The sequence below is a fragment of the Paenibacillus sp. FSL F4-0125 genome, from assembly GCF_038008565.1.
Lineage (GTDB): Bacteria > Bacillota > Bacilli > Paenibacillales > Paenibacillaceae > Paenibacillus_AQ.
Genome location: NZ_JBBOZJ010000001.1, coordinates 3,988,508 through 4,005,703, shown reverse-complemented (window position 1 = coordinate 4,005,703; position 17,196 = coordinate 3,988,508). Strand labels below are relative to the sequence as shown.

The 17,196-nt window shown below is 40.8% G+C and carries 16 protein-coding genes; 8 read left to right on the top strand and 8 right to left on the bottom strand.

Annotated elements, in window-relative coordinates:
* The first annotated feature begins 263 nt into the window (after positions 1-263).
* The 5 genes from NST74_RS17730 (at position 264) to NST74_RS17710 (ending at position 7,716) form a co-directional block, all read left to right on the top strand.
* Positions 264-977 carry an ABC transporter ATP-binding protein gene (locus tag NST74_RS17730; RefSeq protein WP_313642038.1) on the top strand — a complete coding sequence of 238 codons (714 nt, stop codon included), beginning with the start codon at positions 264-266 and terminating at the stop codon, positions 975-977.
* Positions 970-2,571, top strand: a complete 1,602-nt coding sequence (locus NST74_RS17725; protein ID WP_341113618.1) for a putative ABC transporter permease subunit — start codon at positions 970-972, stop codon at positions 2,569-2,571. The genes NST74_RS17730 and NST74_RS17725 overlap by 8 nt, the downstream gene beginning before the upstream one ends.
* 217 nt (positions 2,572-2,788) lie before the next feature.
* Complete coding sequence (locus NST74_RS17720) at positions 2,789-3,313, top strand: YfiT family bacillithiol transferase (RefSeq protein ID WP_339287081.1); 525 nt, start codon at positions 2,789-2,791, stop codon at positions 3,311-3,313.
* Positions 3,314-3,392: 79 nt separating this feature from the next.
* Complete coding sequence (locus NST74_RS17715; RefSeq protein WP_339287079.1) at positions 3,393-5,960, top strand: diadenylate cyclase; 2,568 nt, start codon at positions 3,393-3,395, stop codon at positions 5,958-5,960.
* A 148-nt stretch (positions 5,961-6,108) separates the two neighbouring features.
* On the top strand, positions 6,109-7,716 hold the full coding sequence (locus tag NST74_RS17710; RefSeq protein WP_341113617.1) for an S-layer homology domain-containing protein: 1,608 nt from the start codon (positions 6,109-6,111) through the stop codon (positions 7,714-7,716).
* A 64-nt stretch (positions 7,717-7,780) separates the two neighbouring features.
* On the opposite strand, the gene NST74_RS17705 is transcribed toward NST74_RS17710, so the two are convergent.
* The 4 genes from NST74_RS17705 to NST74_RS17690 form a co-directional block, all read right to left on the bottom strand.
* The gene (locus NST74_RS17705; RefSeq protein WP_341113615.1) at positions 7,781-8,299 is read right to left on the bottom strand and encodes a GNAT family N-acetyltransferase; all 519 of its coding nucleotides are present in this window, start codon (positions 8,297-8,299) and stop codon (positions 7,781-7,783) included.
* A gap of 25 nt (positions 8,300-8,324) precedes the next feature.
* Positions 8,325-8,777, bottom strand: a complete 453-nt coding sequence (locus NST74_RS17700; RefSeq protein ID WP_341113614.1) for a MarR family winged helix-turn-helix transcriptional regulator — start codon at positions 8,775-8,777, stop codon at positions 8,325-8,327.
* Positions 8,778-8,971: 194 nt separating this feature from the next.
* Positions 8,972-9,805 carry a class I SAM-dependent methyltransferase gene (locus tag NST74_RS17695; protein WP_341113613.1) on the bottom strand — a complete coding sequence of 278 codons (834 nt, stop codon included), beginning with the start codon at positions 9,803-9,805 and terminating at the stop codon, positions 8,972-8,974.
* 343 nt (positions 9,806-10,148) lie between these two features.
* The gene (locus tag NST74_RS17690; RefSeq protein WP_341115921.1) at positions 10,149-10,997 is read right to left on the bottom strand and encodes an AraC family transcriptional regulator; all 849 of its coding nucleotides are present in this window, start codon (positions 10,995-10,997) and stop codon (positions 10,149-10,151) included.
* Positions 10,998-11,204: 207 nt separating this feature from the next.
* Here NST74_RS17690 and NST74_RS17685 point away from each other — a divergent pair, with 207 nt between their 5' ends.
* Positions 11,205-13,280 carry a beta-galactosidase gene (locus NST74_RS17685; protein ID WP_341113612.1) on the top strand — a complete coding sequence of 692 codons (2,076 nt, stop codon included), beginning with the start codon at positions 11,205-11,207 and terminating at the stop codon, positions 13,278-13,280.
* 44 nt (positions 13,281-13,324) lie between these two features.
* Here NST74_RS17685 and NST74_RS17680 read toward each other — a convergent pair whose 3' ends face one another.
* Together NST74_RS17680 and NST74_RS17675 are read right to left on the bottom strand one after the other, a co-directional pair.
* Positions 13,325-13,870, bottom strand: a complete 546-nt coding sequence (locus NST74_RS17680; RefSeq protein ID WP_341113611.1) for a GNAT family N-acetyltransferase — start codon at positions 13,868-13,870, stop codon at positions 13,325-13,327.
* On the bottom strand, positions 13,867-14,517 hold the full coding sequence (locus NST74_RS17675; RefSeq protein ID WP_341113610.1) for an NUDIX hydrolase: 651 nt from the start codon (positions 14,515-14,517) through the stop codon (positions 13,867-13,869). Before NST74_RS17675 ends, NST74_RS17680 begins: the two co-directional genes overlap by 4 nt.
* Positions 14,518-14,659: 142 nt before the next feature.
* Between NST74_RS17675 and NST74_RS17670 the strand changes: the two genes are divergently transcribed.
* A complete protein-coding gene (locus tag NST74_RS17670; protein WP_341113608.1) occupies positions 14,660-15,181 on the top strand; it encodes a hypothetical protein in 522 nt (173 codons plus the stop codon).
* 77 nt (positions 15,182-15,258) lie between these two features.
* Entirely contained in the window at positions 15,259-15,567 is a 309-nt protein-coding gene (locus tag NST74_RS30030) for a DUF5301 domain-containing protein (RefSeq protein WP_445668202.1), read from the top strand.
* Positions 15,568-15,612: 45 nt separating this feature from the next.
* Here NST74_RS30030 and kduD read toward each other — a convergent pair whose 3' ends face one another.
* On the bottom strand, positions 15,613-16,371 hold the full coding sequence (gene kduD, locus NST74_RS17665) for a 2-dehydro-3-deoxy-D-gluconate 5-dehydrogenase KduD (RefSeq protein ID WP_042128755.1): 759 nt from the start codon (positions 16,369-16,371) through the stop codon (positions 15,613-15,615).
* A gap of 41 nt (positions 16,372-16,412) precedes the next feature.
* Positions 16,413-17,168: a DeoR/GlpR family DNA-binding transcription regulator gene (locus NST74_RS17660; protein WP_042128753.1), complete on the bottom strand. Its 756-nt coding sequence runs from the start codon at positions 17,166-17,168 to the stop codon at positions 16,413-16,415.
* Between the last annotated feature and the right edge of the window lie 28 nt (positions 17,169-17,196).

Here is a 17,196-nt window from a genome sequence, read left to right as displayed (position 1 = left end):
CATCGAACATTGTTCGAATAAGCCCGGTGGAGGATGCTAAAGATGATGTTTAAATGGACACAGAATTTTGAAAGAATCAGAGAGTCATTCGAAGTGAAACTGATTTAGATCGGGGCGAGTTTTTTTAAATTGACTAATTTCTATGAAGGAATGAACTAAATGGACAGGATAAACGTACTATAGTAAAACTATCCTAACAACGTATGAATCGGTACGCACGACAAGATGGAAATTACTTATAGGAACGGAAGGGAAGTGCCAAGATGTTGACAATAAAGCATTTTACGAAGAGCTATAAGGGTGGTAAGAAGGCAGTAAATGATTTGAATTTAGTGGTAGAGAAGGGCGATATTTACGGCTTTATCGGACATAACGGTGCGGGAAAAACAACGACGATTCGGGCAGTGGTGGGTGTTCTTGATTTTGAGGAGGGGGACATCGAGATTGGTGGATATTCCATTAAAAAAGATCCCTTAGCCTGCAAAGCAATTACTGCGTATATACCGGATAATCCGGATCTATACGATCATCTGACAGGCATTCAGTACTTGAATTTTATTGGTGATCTTTTTAGCGTATCGAAAGCGGATCGTGAATTACTGATTAAGAAATATGGCGATGAATTTGAGATTACCTCTCATTTGGGGGATTTAATCTCCTCGTATTCTCATGGGATGAAACAGAAACTCGCGATCATCTCAGCACTCATACATAAACCGAAGCTGTTAGTGCTGGATGAGCCCTTTGTGGGACTAGATCCAAAAGCGGCACATACGCTTAAAAGAATCATGACGGAGATTTGCAGTCAAGGCAGTGCGATCTTTTTTTCGACGCATGTACTGGATGTAGCCGAGAAACTTTGCAACAAGATTGCCATTATCAAAGCTGGGGAATTGATTACGCATGGGAAAACAGAAGAGGTGAAGGGTGACAGCAGCCTTGAAGATGTGTTTTTGGAGTTGATTAAGCATGATTAATATCTGGAGATTGACAAAGATTCAGCTGATCTCATCCTTTGGGTTAAATAAAGCGTTGCACACACGTGGTGTGAAAGAAAGACGCAAAATGCTTTGGCTTAGCTTCGGTATCTTAATAGGCATAGTCATGATGGCAGTCGTTTCATTTGGATATAGCTTTATTATTGCAGAGACCCTTGAACAGATAGGCCGGCCTGAGCTGTTGCTAGCGATTATGATGGCTGTTACTTGCTTAATCGGATTTTTTACAACGATCTATAAGGCAAGTGGTGTATTATTTGGCTCCAAAGACTATGATCTCGTAATGTCCTTACCCATCAAAACGAGTCATATTGTTGCAAGTCGAGTGGCTCAGCTCTATGTGTTAAACCTGTTTTTCTCATTGATGGTGATGGTACCAGCAGGCATAGTTTATGCTATAAAAGTGAATCCAGGAGCATTATATTATTTGTATTTCTTGATCACATTGTTATTTATTCCATTAGTGCCGATCATTGCTGCAACGATTATTGGTGCGCTGATCAGCTGGTTTTCCTCAAGATTTAAAGGAAGCCGTATAATAACTCTCATTCTAACTTTTATTGTGATTATCGGGATAATTGTTGGTTCCGGTCAAATCAATGGGAACAATCCACAATTACTTGCGGATATGAGCACACAAATCGCTGATCAAATATACAACTTGTATCCTCTGACGCTTATGTATGTAAATGCGGTTTGCTCGTTTCAGATGGATTCCCTAGTATTGTTTGTTGCGATTTCACTGATTTCTTTTGTGCTGTTTACCATGTTGCTTGGCAATAAATATAAAGCGATACACACGGGTCTGACGACCTCTTTTTCCAGTAATAAGTATCAAATGAAGTCGCTTGAAGTATCGTCACCCTTGTATACACTGTATAAAAAAGAGCTTCGCCGCTATTTCAGTTCTACTTTATATGTGCTCAATACTAGTATTGGTATGGTGATGTTACTTGTGATGGCTGTCACCTTGCTATTCGTTAATGCAGAGCAACTAGGACAAATTCTTGAGGTCCCAGAGCTTTCAAATTATTTAAGCCGATTGGCACCGCTGTTTGTTTCTGTTTTTGTAACGTTAAGCTGCACAACATCCAGTTCCATTTCGCTCGAAGGTAATAATATTTGGATTTTAAAAAGCGCACCTGTGCCGACATTAACGATATTGCTAAGTAAAATCGCAGTGAATCTTACGATTACCGTGCCGATTGTAGTTGTCAGTAGTGTGCTCCTCATGATATCTCTTGGCACAGGGTGGATCGAAAGCTTGCTATTACTGGTTATTCCCGTCTTATATGCTTGTCTTACAGCAATGACTGGTGTAATCGTTAACTTGAAGCTACCTAAACTGGAGTGGACAAATGAAGTATCGGTAATCAAACAAAGCGCATCCGTCTTAGTGACGATGTTGATAGGCTTAATAAGCTTACTGATCCCATTTGGTTTGAGTCTGCTGCTATCTGATCTGAATGGTAATCTTGTATTGTTAGGTATTGGGTTACTAATATTAGTGGTGTGTGGTGCGATGTATAAATATATTCAGTCCAAAGGTGAGCTTTTATTTCGGGCGCTTTGAATAAGTAAAGTACTATCTTCTGATTCAATCAGAACGTAACTTCATAAATATGAATTTCGAATATCATAACTGTTGTCAGACACTCCTTTAGGGGTGTCTTTTGTTATAAGTGGGGACTTATATTTTGAAAACATCAATATTACAACACCGATGGAAGGATATAAACTGATAGCTAACGAATTCAATTTGATAAAAATACGCTTTGGAGTGTGAAGGAATGGACCAGATTCGATATCCTATAGGGCAATTTCAACGCATCGAGCATCCAACACCAGAAGATCGAAACAGATGGATAGGGGAAATCCGGGACTTGCCTCAAATTCTACGCCGGACAGTGCACGATCTATCGGAGGAGCAACTAAATAGACCTTATCGTCCTGGAGGTTGGACTGTATGTCAGGTAGTTCACCATATGGCAGATAACGATATGAATGCATATATTCGATTTAAGAGAGCGCTAACAGAGGATAATCCAATAGCAAGTTCCTACCGTGAAGATTTGTGGGCAGAATTAAGTGATTATAGAACACCTATAGAACCTTCTTTGGTTCTCATAGATTCGATTCACAGTCGGTTTGTTGCCTTACTTCGTTCACTACATCTATCAGATTTTCAAAAGAAATTCATGAGTCTCACTCACGGTGAAATGAATCTTGATGTTGCTACCCAAAGATACGCTTGGCATGGTCGCCATCATACCGTACAAATTGCTTCGCTTAAAGAACGTGAGAGTTTGCAGTAATGTCACTATGATCATAAGAAATATATGATAAGCTAAGAATATTATGGGAAATAATTCAAGCGGGAGATGGACCTTCTAAATGTCATTGAAACTTATCGAGAATATCCACAAAGTCGTTTATCCTCAACTGGAGGAAATGGTGCGTAAGCTGGATGAACGGCTGGAACTCAAGCTGTATGCTATCGTAATGCAAGAAGATCATAGCTGTTTGGCGACATCAAGAATCAAGCGGGTTCTAACTAGGCAACGAGGAGAAGAGACAGAGGTTAAACTAGAGAACCTGAAAGATCCTAAGGATGCGCTTTCTAAGCTTGGTTTGTCTGGTTGGCAGTGGGATGGCAATGTAGAATACCTGGATAGATATATTCGGAATAGGGTGAGCGACCATGGCACATCTGCTGAAGTTGCATCAGCGAAATCACTAGTGGTTTCTACAGGGGAAAGTTCTACAGATCAAGCGGATTTGACGGTTACTCAGGTGCATACAACAACCAGTATCTTATATCCGAACAGGTTAAACCTGGTGCTGAAGGGGGAAAAATTTGAACTGATCTATATTCTAGCGATCGATTACGCAAGTCTTCAGGTCAGCCAGATGTTCTATGAAATGCCACAAATATCCTTTTTACGAATGACACTGGATTACTATTTTTCTGATTACTATAAAGAAGATAAGGATAATAGAATCAACGAGGAGCTTGAATCCAAATATAAGGAGAACGTATCCGGTTTTTTACAGCGTATGGCACGCATGTTCATGGGGAAGATTCAGCAGTGTATTAATGACGACGGTGGAGAAGGAGCTCAAGCCTTTTCTGGAGTAGAAAGAGAGATGAACCAGCAATATTATATCAATATGTTAATGGAGAAAATTGAAGGTATTGCCACCAAGACGTACGAAGGAGAAAGCCCATTTGGCTGCATGCTGCTTATGAGCCCTAAGCTGCTGAACGATCGGACCGGACTAGTGAAGTATGCTATTCAATTCGAAGGAGAAAACGGGATATCTCTGGATGACGGTCGACGGATCCGCAAATTACTGGAGATGACTAACAATGAAAATGATTTGTTCCTGATTGCCGATGAGCATATCATCTATGGAATCGGAGAAGTCGATTGGAGCTTATTGGGGACGGATAGCGTATTTAAGCTGGAATTCAAAGGGTTGTCCCGATACGATCTGATGCTGATCAGAATGAAAGAAGAGGAACCCACTGATAAGCGAGTAGAGTCGGATGAAGATAAGAAGATTTTCAAAATGACCACCAATCTTTGTATTGTCTCTGATAAACTACTAGGAGTCTCTTTTAAGAATCCGGAAATTGGGCAGGAGAGGTTCGATCTCGATCTATTCAAACGCATTACTTTAGCAACGTTCAAAGATATAACTGTTCTGGGGGAGAACCTGGACAAACTGGGAAAAATGATCAAAGAGGCTACTAAGCAGCAGAGCGGGACCATGGTTGTCATTACGGAACCGGATACGGCTAAGGATGAGGTAAGGCGACTGAAGAAGCAATCCACACCTATCCTTAAGACCCAGCTTAACCCTATGTTCATTAAGCATTTGACCGCCATCGATGGAGCCTTATATTGTGATACAGACGCTAATTGCCATGCGATCGGTGTGATTCTGGATGGACTTTCCCAAGAGCATTTGGGTGATGCCAGTCGTGGGGCTAGGTTCAATTCGGCTTACAAGTATCTGGAAAAGCTAAAAATAGATAAAGCACCCTGTGTGATCGCTATCATTTCCGAAGACGGGATGGTGAACCTGATTCCTGAGCCTATTACTGATAGAACGGTACGGCAGATCGTCAAAGAATATGTAGATTACATAAAAGAGACGGAGAAAGGTAACACAACGGAAAATAAAGTGAAGGATTACGAAGAACGCTTGCAGCAAGCTCGAGGTGCTGTCGATATAGATGATGATTATTTGTATCATTTGGGTGATGCGTGGTTTGAGCATGAAGATTATTTTAAATCGGTGGAGTATTATCAAGACGGAATTCAACTGAGCAATCAGTTAAATATTGTTTACCGTAGAAAGCTAATCTCTGCAAATTACAAATGCATCCTCGAGTTGGAAGGAAAAGAAAGAATTCCTATGTTAGAAAATATGCTGGACACTTCGAATTACATTGTTGACTACGGTGGCACGGAGTTGACGCATGAAGATTATAATCTGCGCGGTATCGCCCAGTATACTTTAGGAATATATTGCGAGGATTCTAAAAAAAAGGATGGGTATTATAAAAGAGCACTAGAGGACTATACTCAATCAATCATTCTTAAAACTTCCCAAAAATGGGTGTTGTACTCTAATAGAGGTGGTCTTAATAACTCCATGGGTAGGTTTGAAGATGCTTTAGATGACTTTATCAGTGCCGAGCTCGAAAAATCTTCAGATAACCATTTGAAAAGCATAATGAAATTGGCCGATAAGAGCTCGGAGCTCTTGATCCATGCCATTACCCGTTATTCCGAGCGTATAGGGGATGATTGGGAAGAAAGTAAACTAGGCAAACAGCTAATTGAGCTAGGTGAGCAATGGGCTACAGCGCACCCAGAGGTAGCCGCAGCTATTGAAGAATTAAAAGGGGACAATAGCCCTCCAAAAGATCCTAATATTGAAGGGGAATAAGAGATTCTATGCTGTAATGTAACAGATAATTTCGAAAATGGATGAGATTCACAAAGTACATCTTTTCGCACTCTACCAATATTTTAGCAATGTTTATTGGCTCTATCCTTGGTATAATTCGAAGATTATATCCGAGGAGGATCATCTCGTGAACAACAGATTTGGTAGGTTTGTTATTACTATACTTGTAGTATTGTTTGTAGCTGGGGTATTTATTCAACATATATGGGCTGATGATGGAGCCCCTTTTAAAGATATAAGTAACAGTTATGCTAAAAAAGAAATCATAGATTTATATCATCGAAACATATTAACTGGCACATCGGAGACAAGCTTTTCACCTACTAAATCGATTACTAGAGCAGAATTCATAACGGTACTTGATCGTCTGCTAAAGCTAGATCCTGCAGTTAGTCCAGTATCTCCTTATACAGATGTAGCTAAAAAAGCTTGGTATTACGGCTGGATACAGGCAGCTGTTCAGCTTGAGCTGGCTAACGGCACATCGGCAACTACTTTCGCGCCAGTAAAAGCAGTTACTAGGCAGGAAGCGGCTGTATGGATGGCCAAAGCTTTAAAGCAAACAAACCATACTTCCGCTCTAACTTCGTTTAATGATCGAAATGAAATTGCTAGTTGGGCAAGATCAGCTGTTGTTAAAGTAAATGATCTAGGTTTAATGATGGGGGACAATAGCAGGAATTTCCGTCCTTCTGATCCTATTACTAGACAGGAAACAGCTGTCCTCATTGACCGGGTTCTGCAAAATGACAGCTGGGCAGCAGAGCTTGAGGAGAAGCCAGAGGATCAGATCGTTATAGGCTGGCAATATGGGCAGACGACGGCACAATATGAGAATACGGTTCTGAAATCCAACGTGAATACCTTATCGCCACGATGGTATTATGTAGGAAAAACAGGTGCAGTAACGGATTCAACGGATGCTTCGCTGATTACATGGGCAAAGAAGAATAATAAGAAAATATGGGCGATGGTTGGCAATCGTTCAGATCAAGAAGCAACGCATCAAATGTTGTCGAGTGTAAGCACAAGGACTACGGCAGTAAATCAATTAGCTGCTATAGTGAGTAAATATGGATTAGATGGACTAAATATTGATTTTGAAAATGTTGGGCCTGATGATCGTGCGTATTTGACCTCATTTATTACTTTATTAGCGGAGAAAATGCATTCACTTAACGCTAAGCTGTCGATAGACGTTTCTCCTGATCTTGGAACAGATTGGACAGATGCTTTTGACTATGCTGCACTAGGTAAGCAAGTGAACTATATGGTGATGATGGGTTATGACGAGCATTATGATGGGAGTAAGCTTCCTGGGCCGAATGCCTCAATTCCTTTTGATCAACAGGCTGTGAATACTGTATTAAAAGTAGTACCAAGCCAAAAAGTTATATTGGCATTGCCTTTATATAATCGGGACTGGACGTTGAATCAGAATGGTACGGTTTCATCATCAAAGTACATGTCGCTTTCGGAGCAAAATCAGATTATTAGTAGCTATGGGATGAAGCCCGTATGGAATGAGTCTTTGGGACAATATGTTGCCAATTATACAAAGCAGTCCATAAAGCACACCATCTGGATTGAGGATGGCCGTTCACTAATAGCCAAATACAATTTAAGCGTTAAGAACAATTTAGCTGGAGTTGCCTATTGGTATATAGGTGGGGAAAGCTCTGATATATGGACTAGCCTAAGTAATGCAGAGAGATTTTACGATTATACTTTTTAAAAAGAAAGACTGGATGCTCATAGCCACGAAGCTATGTTTTTATCTAGTCTTTTTTGTTTGCCGGTTAAATAAGAGTTTTAGTCATTATAAAATCTATTTGTTCCTCATTACCCATATAGAAAGAGTGAGCTCCTGTTTGAACGAAGTTCATTTTTTCATAAAAGTGAATTGCATTCTCATTTTTCTCCCATACACCTAACCAAATTTTCTCTTTATTATGATCTCTTGCTATGCCTATAGCTTTATTTAATAGGTATTTACCTAGTCCCTGTTTATGAAACTTCCCCCTGATATAAATCCTCTCGATTTCAAGCGAATCATTACCCATTTTTTCTGATTGGGCATCATTAAGGTTTAGCTTTAAATACCCTGCAATTTCTTTATGCAAATAAATAAAATAGAATTCTGAACAATTATTTAATAATTCTTTTTCTAATTGTTTCAAATTATAGGCAGAATCTAAGTAATCATTCATAGCTGCAGGTGAGTTTTGATTCTGAAATGTATCTTTAAATGTTTCTATACTAATTTTTTGGAGTAAGTCCAGATCTTCAAACGTACACTTTTTTATATTAATGGTCATTTTTATTTGTCCTCCGTTTACTAAATCAATAATCTCTTTTCTTTCCTTTTTTTACTAACTCCCAGTCTTTTTCTACATTTTTTCTGACTCTCTGCAGCAAGGTAAACATAGTTTCTACTTCACTCTCAGAGAATCCAGTTAAAGCGACCTTATTGGAATGATCGTTTTCTTTTTTTATATAAGGGTACACAGTATTCCCTTTTGCAGTAGGAAATAGTTTTTTTATTTTTTTATTTTGACGGTCATCTTTCTTTTCAATAAATCCATTAGTTTCTAATTTCTTAATTGCACGTGAAGCTGTTGTTCGATCTACTTTTATCATCTCAGCTAACTTTTCTTGAATTATTCCAGGGTTTTCACATATTCGCACAAGGTATAAATATTGTCCTTTTGTAAGGTTATGTTCAATAAATTCTATATTGCTTATTGAATCTAATGCCCTTGCTATCATTCCAATTTCACGAAGAATTTCCTTCATAGTTAACTCCTTAGTGCGTATTTTGTTGTAAATGCAATAAAATAATATGTATTAATTTATCTTATTTTCATTGCATTTGCAATAAAAATATTGGTGAGGTAGTAGTGAATCTCTTTGGTACTTCACTATTCGAAGCCCTAATAAAAGAGACTGGATGCTCATAGCCAAGAAGCTATGTTTTTATCCAGTCCTTTTTATTTGGTTATTACCGTACAAAGGGTAGTCCCCTCATTATTGAAAGGTTTTCCTGCTACATCAGCAAACAATTCGATCTGGCCAAAGCCTGCATTTCTTATTTCATTAATTAAGGTATGTTCTGTGAAACAATGCTCCCATATGTTATAGCATTGAGTCGAGTGTTCACTAACAACAATGGTTTGATTTAGAACTGTCAGATCTTCGTCATAACGATAAAAAGAGTTCAGGCATAAATGTGGATTCTCATCCCAAAAACCGCCGGAAATATTATTTTCCCATTCTTTCTGTTCATTCTTGCCTTCATGCTGTCTGGGTGTAAATACATCTAAAATAAGTTTTCCATTCGGTTTCATTGCTTTATAAATCTTGTCTAATAATAGAGATCTGTCTCTAGAAGATAATACACCATAATCGCAATAAATAAGAGTAACTATATCAAAGCTTTCAGAGTAATTCATATCTAAGTAGTTTTGATAAAGATATTGAATATTGGAACGATTAAGAATAGATTGCTCTTGTGCATAGGCTATTGATCTCTGTGAAAAATCTATTCCTGTTACCAAATATCCAGCATTATGAAATTTCTCTGCGTATAACCCAGGGCCACAGCCTATATCAAGTAGATCTGGATAGCGGTTTGAGGGAAGCATTGTTGAAATCCAGTTCACGGATTCATTAATGAATTCTTCTTTACGACTAGCCGCGTCCCAATTCTTATCCAGATGCGCCTCTAGCATTCCTTTTGATATATGTGGATGATTCCAAAATTCGGTAGTGCTTGGCGTGTAGATGACAGGTCTGACTAGATATTGGAATAGAGTATTTAGCACATTAACACCTCATTTAGAGATTCTGAAGTCCTCACGTTTTACTCTAACCAATACATGTTTCCTTCACAATTTAAAGAATAGATATAATTATAAATTATTACTTCGTTGGATTAATTCAGCTTCGTGTGACGTATTTTATGAAGTTAGGATAGAGTAACGGCATATCAATCTCATGTATGCAAAAATGGATTTGTATGAAGAACATAAAACCCACAGTGATGACTGTGGGTTTTGTGATAAAGACAATGCATGTGGAAAGTTCTTGAATTTGCAGAGTACTACTGATGCTAAGATAATAATGGTCTGCCAATCGAAGCAGTGAGGTCGCTTAGGGTACGTGATTTTATTTGTTCCCCTCTAACAGTCTCTCCTTCATCACCCCAGGCGTACAGCCATAAGTATTTCGAAAAATCCGTATAAAATAATTCGTTTCCATGCCAAGCTGAAGCGCAATATCTTGAACGAGAATCTCATCATTCTCCGTCATTAACTGTACCGCACGTTCTAGTCGCAGATTTTGAAGATACTTATGCGGAGTTATGCCGTATTCATGTACGAATAGGCGCTGGAAGTGCTGGACGGAATACCCTACAGCAGCTGCTAAATTGGAGATAAGGAGCGGCTCAGTATAATGTTCGTTAATAAGTCCAACCGCTTTAGCCAACGCTCCATTACGCACAGACTCAAGTTCTAAACGACTGCCTGAGGTGTGAGTGGATTCGGAACGACGCAACATCAGAAGTAAACGATAAAGGGTTATAGATAGATCTTCCATCCCATGCTCGTCTTGACGACTAGATGTCTGAGTGTTCACCGTATGCCAGATCTTTCCGATTTCCTCCCAACATTGTTCAAAACGATCAGGATGATAGGGGAGAGAAGGGAGAAGGCCAATCCCCTCCAGCATTCCTTGCGATTGACTCCCTTCGATTCCGATGAAACCCACATGCCATGGTTCATGTGAGGTAGGATAATATTCGTGTCCTCGATCCGGTGGGAAGGCGAAAGCCATTCCAGGTTCTAGTATGATTTCAGTACCGCTCTCCAGATCACGAAAGAGCCCAGTTCCGGTACGAATCAGAAAAATCTGGTGCACAGGGAAGCCGGCAGGCCGCACATGATGAAATTGGATATGACGTCCAACAGAGTAAGGATATAAGGGAAGCGTCTCAGCGTCACGCGGTAACTCTATCAGAGAAAATGGAAGCAGGATGATTCACCTCATATTCATTTTGTACTATCACTTCGAGAGTATATTCCTACTGTTCTAGGTGAGTTTTCTTTTATTATAAATAGTATAAATGATGATTCTTGATTTAGATAGCTTCGGCATCTAACGTCTCATCAGAGAATAGTCCCATTCCAAAAATGGGCAGAATTGAGAGGATGATCTTACACAATGAGTAAAAAACATTCCCCGATTAGTAGCAAAGCTCCAGTGATGCTGCACGGTGCTGATTATAATCCTGAACAATGGCTGAAGTATCCAGAAATTTTGCGTGAAGATATTCGTCTGATGAAGCTTGCAAACTGTAATGTGATGTCTGTCGGAATTTTTTCTTGGGTATCCCTAGAGCCTGAAGAAGGTGTATTCACTTTTGATTGGCTAGATAGTGTATTGGATTCTTTTGCTGAGAATGGGATTTACGCATTTCTAGCAACACCTAGTGGAGCACGGCCTGCTTGGATGTCTGAGAAGTACCCTGAAGTTCTAAGAGTGGAACGTAATCGGGTTCACAATTTACATGGCTTCCGTCATAATCATTGCTTCACCTCACCTGTATATCGGGAGAAAACTGCGATTTTAAATGCGAAGCTTGCGGAACGTTATAGCCAGCATCCGGCTGTTATCGGTTGGCATATTTCGAATGAGTTCGGTGGTGAATGCCACTGTGATCTTTGTCAGAATGCTTTTAGAGATTGGTTAAAGGTCAAATACAATAACAGTCTAGATGAGGTGAATCATGCTTGGTGGGCTACTTTTTGGAGTCATAACTACACTTCATGGACACAGATTGAATCCCCAGCGCCACATGGAGAAACACAAGTACACGGCTTGAACCTCGACTGGCGGCGTTTTGTCAGCGAACGGACGATTGATTTCTGTCAGCATGAGATTAATGTTGTACGTCCTTACAATCCAGCGCTGCCAATTACAACGAATATGCATATGATCGATGGCATTGATTATCGCGAACTAGCCAAAATTCTGGATGTTGTCTCATGGGACGCTTATCCAGAATGGCATTATACTGAAGACGGTGACGATGCTAGACTGGCGGCATGGACGGCGATGCACTACGATTTAATGCGTTCTTTTAAAAAGAAACCATTCCTCCTCATGGAAAGCACGCCATCTCTTACGAACTGGCAATCGGTCAGTAAGCTGAAGCGTCCTGGTATGCACAAGCTGTCTTCACTTCAAGCGGTAGCGCATGGTTCGGATTCTGTACAATATTTCCAATGGCGTAAAAGCCGGGGCTCTAGTGAGAAGTTCCACGGTGCGGTTGTTGACCATAGCGGACATTCCGAGACTCGTGTGTTTAAAGACGTTACAGAGGTAGGAAAGACGCTGGCGGGAATGACAGAAGTAGTAGGTACATCAACTCCAGTAAAAACAGCGATTATTTTCGATTGGGACAACCGCTGGGCGATCAAAGATGCACAAGGTATTCGTAATTCCGGATTACGTTATGAGGAGACTGTACTCCAGCATTATCGGGCACTTTGGGAGCTGGGTATTCCGGTTGATATGATCGGATCGGGAGATGATCTGTCCTCCTACAAGCTGGTCATTGCACCTATGTTATACCTGATCAGCGAAGAGAATGGAAAGCGCATCGAGAAGTTTGTGGAGCAGGGTGGGAATTTCCTGGCAACCTATTGGTCTGGTGTCGTTAACGAAACGGATTTATGCCATTTGGGTGGATTCCCTGGACCACTGCGCAGAACGCTCGGTATCTGGGCGGAGGAGACAGAAGGACTGCATAGCCGTGATTTGAATGGTGTTGTCATGCAGGCGAGCAATGCACTTAATCTTAGTGGAGAGTATGATGCGCATGAAATTGCTGAGCTGATCCATTTGGAAGGTGCGGAAGCATTAGGCACTTATCGCAGTGATTTCTATGCTGGCCATCCAGCGCTTACGGTAAATCGTTTCGGTGAAGGAAATGCATATCACCTCGCTACTCGTGTGAAAGACGCTTCTTTCTACGTTGAATTGTATGCCGCGATCACTGCTAAAGCAGGAATTACGCGTGCACTTGATAGTGAGCTTCCAACTGGTGTGACAGCGCAGCTTCGTACCGATGGAGAAAGCGATTATATCTTTGTGCAAAACTACAGTGGCAGTCCTCAAGCGGTCAAAATAGATGGAGCGGATTATACAGATTTGAGCTCAGGTTCTGCAGCTCCGGCTGTGTTGAATCTAGCGGTAAATGATCTCGTAATGTTGAAGCGTAAATCGCTAGTATAACAAGAAGGCAGGACCTGAGGGATTCAGGTTCTGCCTTTTTACTATCAATTCATAAGTCGTCCCATCATAATCGTGTTATAGAATTTGCCATCCGAAAGGATCTTGTCGTTCTTTAATGTGCCTTCGATCTCAAAGCCAAGCTTTTGATAAAGTTTAATTGCTTTGTCGTTCGTTTCCAGGACATTTAAAGCGATTTTCTGGATACCATTAGCGTCGGCCCAGGCAATTGATTCTGTTAGAAGATTCTTTCCGATTCCATATCCCCAATAATTCTGCAACACACATACTCCAAACTCTATTTTATGAGCGAATCTTTTTAAAGTAGAGCCTTCACATCGGGAGAACCCAACGATTTGATCCTCAACTACCGCTACAAGAAACAAATTTCTGGGTTCCTTCGAATCAGATTGAATAAGCTCCTTGAAGCCTAATTGGTCAATGAACGCTTCCCCTGGTTCTCTGTCTAAATTCTCGGTCTCACCATCAATTTGTACTCTTAATTTGGACAATGTCATAGCATCTGTTGGGATTGCAGATCGAATGATGTATTGGATTCCTCTCACACTAAATATTTGTTGATCAATAATCATTTGTCCTCCGTTACTTCTGGTGATTTTAGAAATATTGTTTCGATGCCCTCAATAATACGAGAATAATAATCCGTATCGTGGGGTACAAAATGGGTCTTGTCTACATCCTGCTCAATGGCAATTCTATGTCCATGCGGATCGATTTGAAAACCGTTGACTTGTAGACTATGTATTTCTCCCTGCCAAAATCTGCGGAAATCAGAGAACTTAGCTTTGACAATGCCGGCGACCTCTTCTTGTTGTAACTGAAAATCTTCTAGTCGATAGGAATTGATATAAATAAAGACATGCGCTCGTTCATTATCGATAAGGTTTTCTTTTTTCATACTGTAAGGAATTGTTCCTAGCGGGATCAGTTCTTCAAAAGAAATCTCCAGTCCCAGTTCTTCTTGAACCTCGCGTATTCCATCTTCTACAGTTTCATTTGCTAGCAAATGTCCGGCGGCCGTGATGTCCAGTAGTCCTGCATAATCATGTTTCTGTTCACTCCGAAGTTGTAAATAGATACAGGGTATTTCCTGATCTTTGCTTATGAACCAGCAGTGGAAAGTCTCATGCCAATGCCCTAACCGATGTACCTCTTCACGTGGAGCCGTACCTGTTCGGCTGCCTGCTTCATCAAAAATGGTAAGTATCTCATTATGCATAGAAAAGCTCCTTTGTGATGATTTCTTCTTTTTAAAGCCTATCATAAAACCGTTCGAATTACCCTAAATGTTAGGGTGGTTCTTATTGACAACAGATAGAATGAAATGTATATTTTTGGATGTTAATCAAAGGAGGAGTTAAATGAATTTAGTAACCATGAAGCAGAAGGATTTGGACACTTTAAGTGATGAAAGACTAGGATGGGCCTGTATGGAGCCTACCTTTCAGCAGATTCGTGCAAAATCACCATCGATCAAATCCGAAGTGATCTCCAAGCTCACAGATGGACAGAAAGCTCTTTGTATGTTCAGAGTAATGCATGATCACAGCCGTAATTCCGAAGGGGAATATTATGCTTGGATTTCTTACATGCAAGACCTGCCGGGCTATTGGACAGGGGTGATGGGAGGCATACGATTTTTTGGCGATGATCCGATGATTCTTTTGCTTCAGGAGACAAAGGCATTTCTCGAAGAAAGAAACAATCATCTTGGAATACAGTGGGTTGATGTTACCATCACGGATCTTGATCGTGACCCTGAGTTGTTGAGAGAGATGAGTGGTTTATTTGAACGATTTAAGAACATAGCCGAAGATAGCCACAGATTGATTGGCGAGTATATTCGGGCACATCCGGGAGAATTTGTGCAGATAGAGGGCTAATCATTATGGAAAAAAGTAAATATCATAGTTATAATTCATTTCAAAATCTTGTACTGGATCGAATAGATGCTGCTTAAATCACCTCCATTAGAGTTCTTAAGAGTTCTGATGAACAAGACATTAAAGTGGATGGCCCAAAAGAAATTGAAAAGATCATACATGAGTTTTCTGACGTGAAATTAAAAAGAAGTGATGCATCAGAACGACCTGCGGAGACTTATTGGATAAGAATATATGTAAATAAAGATCAGCGCTTTGGAATGACACTCTATGGCACAGATTACTTGTATTTTAGCGATCAATCTAGTAAAAGTAAGTATCACTCTGGAAATTTTAAGATTACAAGTAAGTTTGATGGGGAATCCATTACATGCTTGTTTAAGTAAAAATAACCCGCTGCCACAGGCAGCGGGTTAAATATTTCAGGTTATTTATCTAGCCATCCATCCGCCGTCAACGTTAAGAATGTGGCCGTTCAAGTAGTCAGAAGCCGCGGAAGCCAAGAATACAGCAGGACCTTTAAGATCATCAGGTGTTCCCCAACGTGCAGCAGGGATACGATCTAAGATGGCATCCGAACGACTTTGGTCGGCACGGATTGGAGCTGTATTTTCAGTAGCCATGTAGCCTGGTGCAATCGCGTTGATGTTTAGACCGGAGCCTGCCCATTCATTGGCAAAAGCTTTAGTAAGACCAGCAACCCCGTGCTTACTTGCGGTGTACCCAGGAACATTGATACCGCCTTGATAGGAGAGCATAGAGGCGATGTTAATGATTTTACCGGATCCTCTTTCCAGGAAGTGACGGCCAGCGATCTGAGACAGAAGGAACACTGTGTTCAGGTTCAAGTTGATTACATCGAACCAGTCTTTTTCACTATGGTCTTTTGCTGGAGTACGGCGGATCATTCCTGCACAGTTCACGAGAATGTCAACATGACCGGTCAGTTCAAGGGCTTGGTCAAATGTGTTTTGCAGGTTGCTATGATCACTTAGGTCAGATTCAATGCTAACCGCTTTTACGCCAAAAGCTTTTGCAGCGTTTACGGTTTCTTCACTTGTATTAAGAGATACGGATGCGATATCTGCACCTGCTTCTGCGAAGGCAAGGGCAATCCCTTGTCCAAGACCTTGCGCTGCACCGGTTACGAGTGCTGTTTTACCTGCCAAGCTGAATAATGATGATGACATATAATTACGCTCCTTTGATTTAAATGGATATGATTCCGTTATTACTCACATTCAATGATAACGCCGGCATTGCGGAACTGTTTTGTCGTCTCGGGGGAGAGTCCATTATCTGTCAAGATAACGTCAACCTCCTGCAGAGAAGCAAATGTACGTAGCGCAGTTTGACCGAATTTATGATGATCGACAACCGCGAACACCTTACGGGCTGTAGACACAAGGGCTTGCTTAAACTCAATTAAATCTCCTGTATATATGGAAAGTCCATGTTCAATATGAACAGCTGTAGAGGACACAAATGCTTTTTGAATATTAAGCTGTTGCACATAGGAGACGGCTTCAGGGCCGGCCAACATATTGCGGACACGGTAACCCCCGGGAACGACCAGGCGAATATGATCTTTGGGAACCAGTTCGCTGATGATGTATACATCATTGGTGACTACCGTCAGAGGCATATTGTCCAGGCGTCGAGCAATTTCAAGCGTTGTGCTCCCACCGTCAAGAGCTATAATATCGTCCTGTTCAATATGAGCAAGCGCACGCAAGGCGATTTCCGTTTTCTCGTCGGAATACTTATCCAGGGGATCCTTGGAGGGTAAAATACCAAACTGGTCACTTTGTGCCAGCACAGCTCCGCCATGAACACGAACGATCAGTCCTTGTTCCTCCAGCTTGCTTAAATCCTCACGAATTGTTTTTCCGGTAACCTGCAGCTTATCGCTCAGTTCATTCACCGTTACATCTTTTTGGTTCAGCATAACTTCCATAATCATCTCGTGTCTTCGTATCGGGTTCATCCGCTTGCCTCAGCTTTCCGTAATTGAT

Excerpts from the sequence above, each read along its gene's own strand:
- NST74_RS17715 (WP_339287079.1), top strand. The coding sequence starts at position 3,393 with ATGTCATTGAAACTTATCGAGAATATCCACAAAGTCGTTTATCCTCAA.
- NST74_RS17700 (WP_341113614.1), bottom strand. The coding sequence starts at position 8,777 with ATGAAGGAAATTCTTCGTGAAATTGGAATGATAGCAAGGGCATTAGAT.
- NST74_RS17720 (WP_339287081.1), top strand. The coding sequence starts at position 2,789 with ATGGACCAGATTCGATATCCTATAGGGCAATTTCAACGCATCGAGCAT.
- NST74_RS17680 (WP_341113611.1), bottom strand. The coding sequence starts at position 13,870 with ATGATTATTGATCAACAAATATTTAGTGTGAGAGGAATCCAATACATC.
- NST74_RS17725 (WP_341113618.1), top strand. The coding sequence starts at position 970 with ATGATTAATATCTGGAGATTGACAAAGATTCAGCTGATCTCATCCTTT.
- NST74_RS17730 (WP_313642038.1), top strand. The coding sequence starts at position 264 with ATGTTGACAATAAAGCATTTTACGAAGAGCTATAAGGGTGGTAAGAAG.
- NST74_RS17670 (WP_341113608.1), top strand. The coding sequence starts at position 14,660 with ATGAATTTAGTAACCATGAAGCAGAAGGATTTGGACACTTTAAGTGAT.
- NST74_RS17685 (WP_341113612.1), top strand. The coding sequence starts at position 11,205 with ATGAGTAAAAAACATTCCCCGATTAGTAGCAAAGCTCCAGTGATGCTG.
- NST74_RS17675 (WP_341113610.1), bottom strand. The coding sequence starts at position 14,517 with ATGCATAATGAGATACTTACCATTTTTGATGAAGCAGGCAGCCGAACA.
- NST74_RS17705 (WP_341113615.1), bottom strand. The coding sequence starts at position 8,299 with ATGACCATTAATATAAAAAAGTGTACGTTTGAAGATCTGGACTTACTC.
- NST74_RS17660 (WP_042128753.1), bottom strand. The coding sequence starts at position 17,168 with ATGAACCCGATACGAAGACACGAGATGATTATGGAAGTTATGCTGAAC.
- kduD (WP_042128755.1), bottom strand. The coding sequence starts at position 16,371 with ATGTCATCATCATTATTCAGCTTGGCAGGTAAAACAGCACTCGTAACC.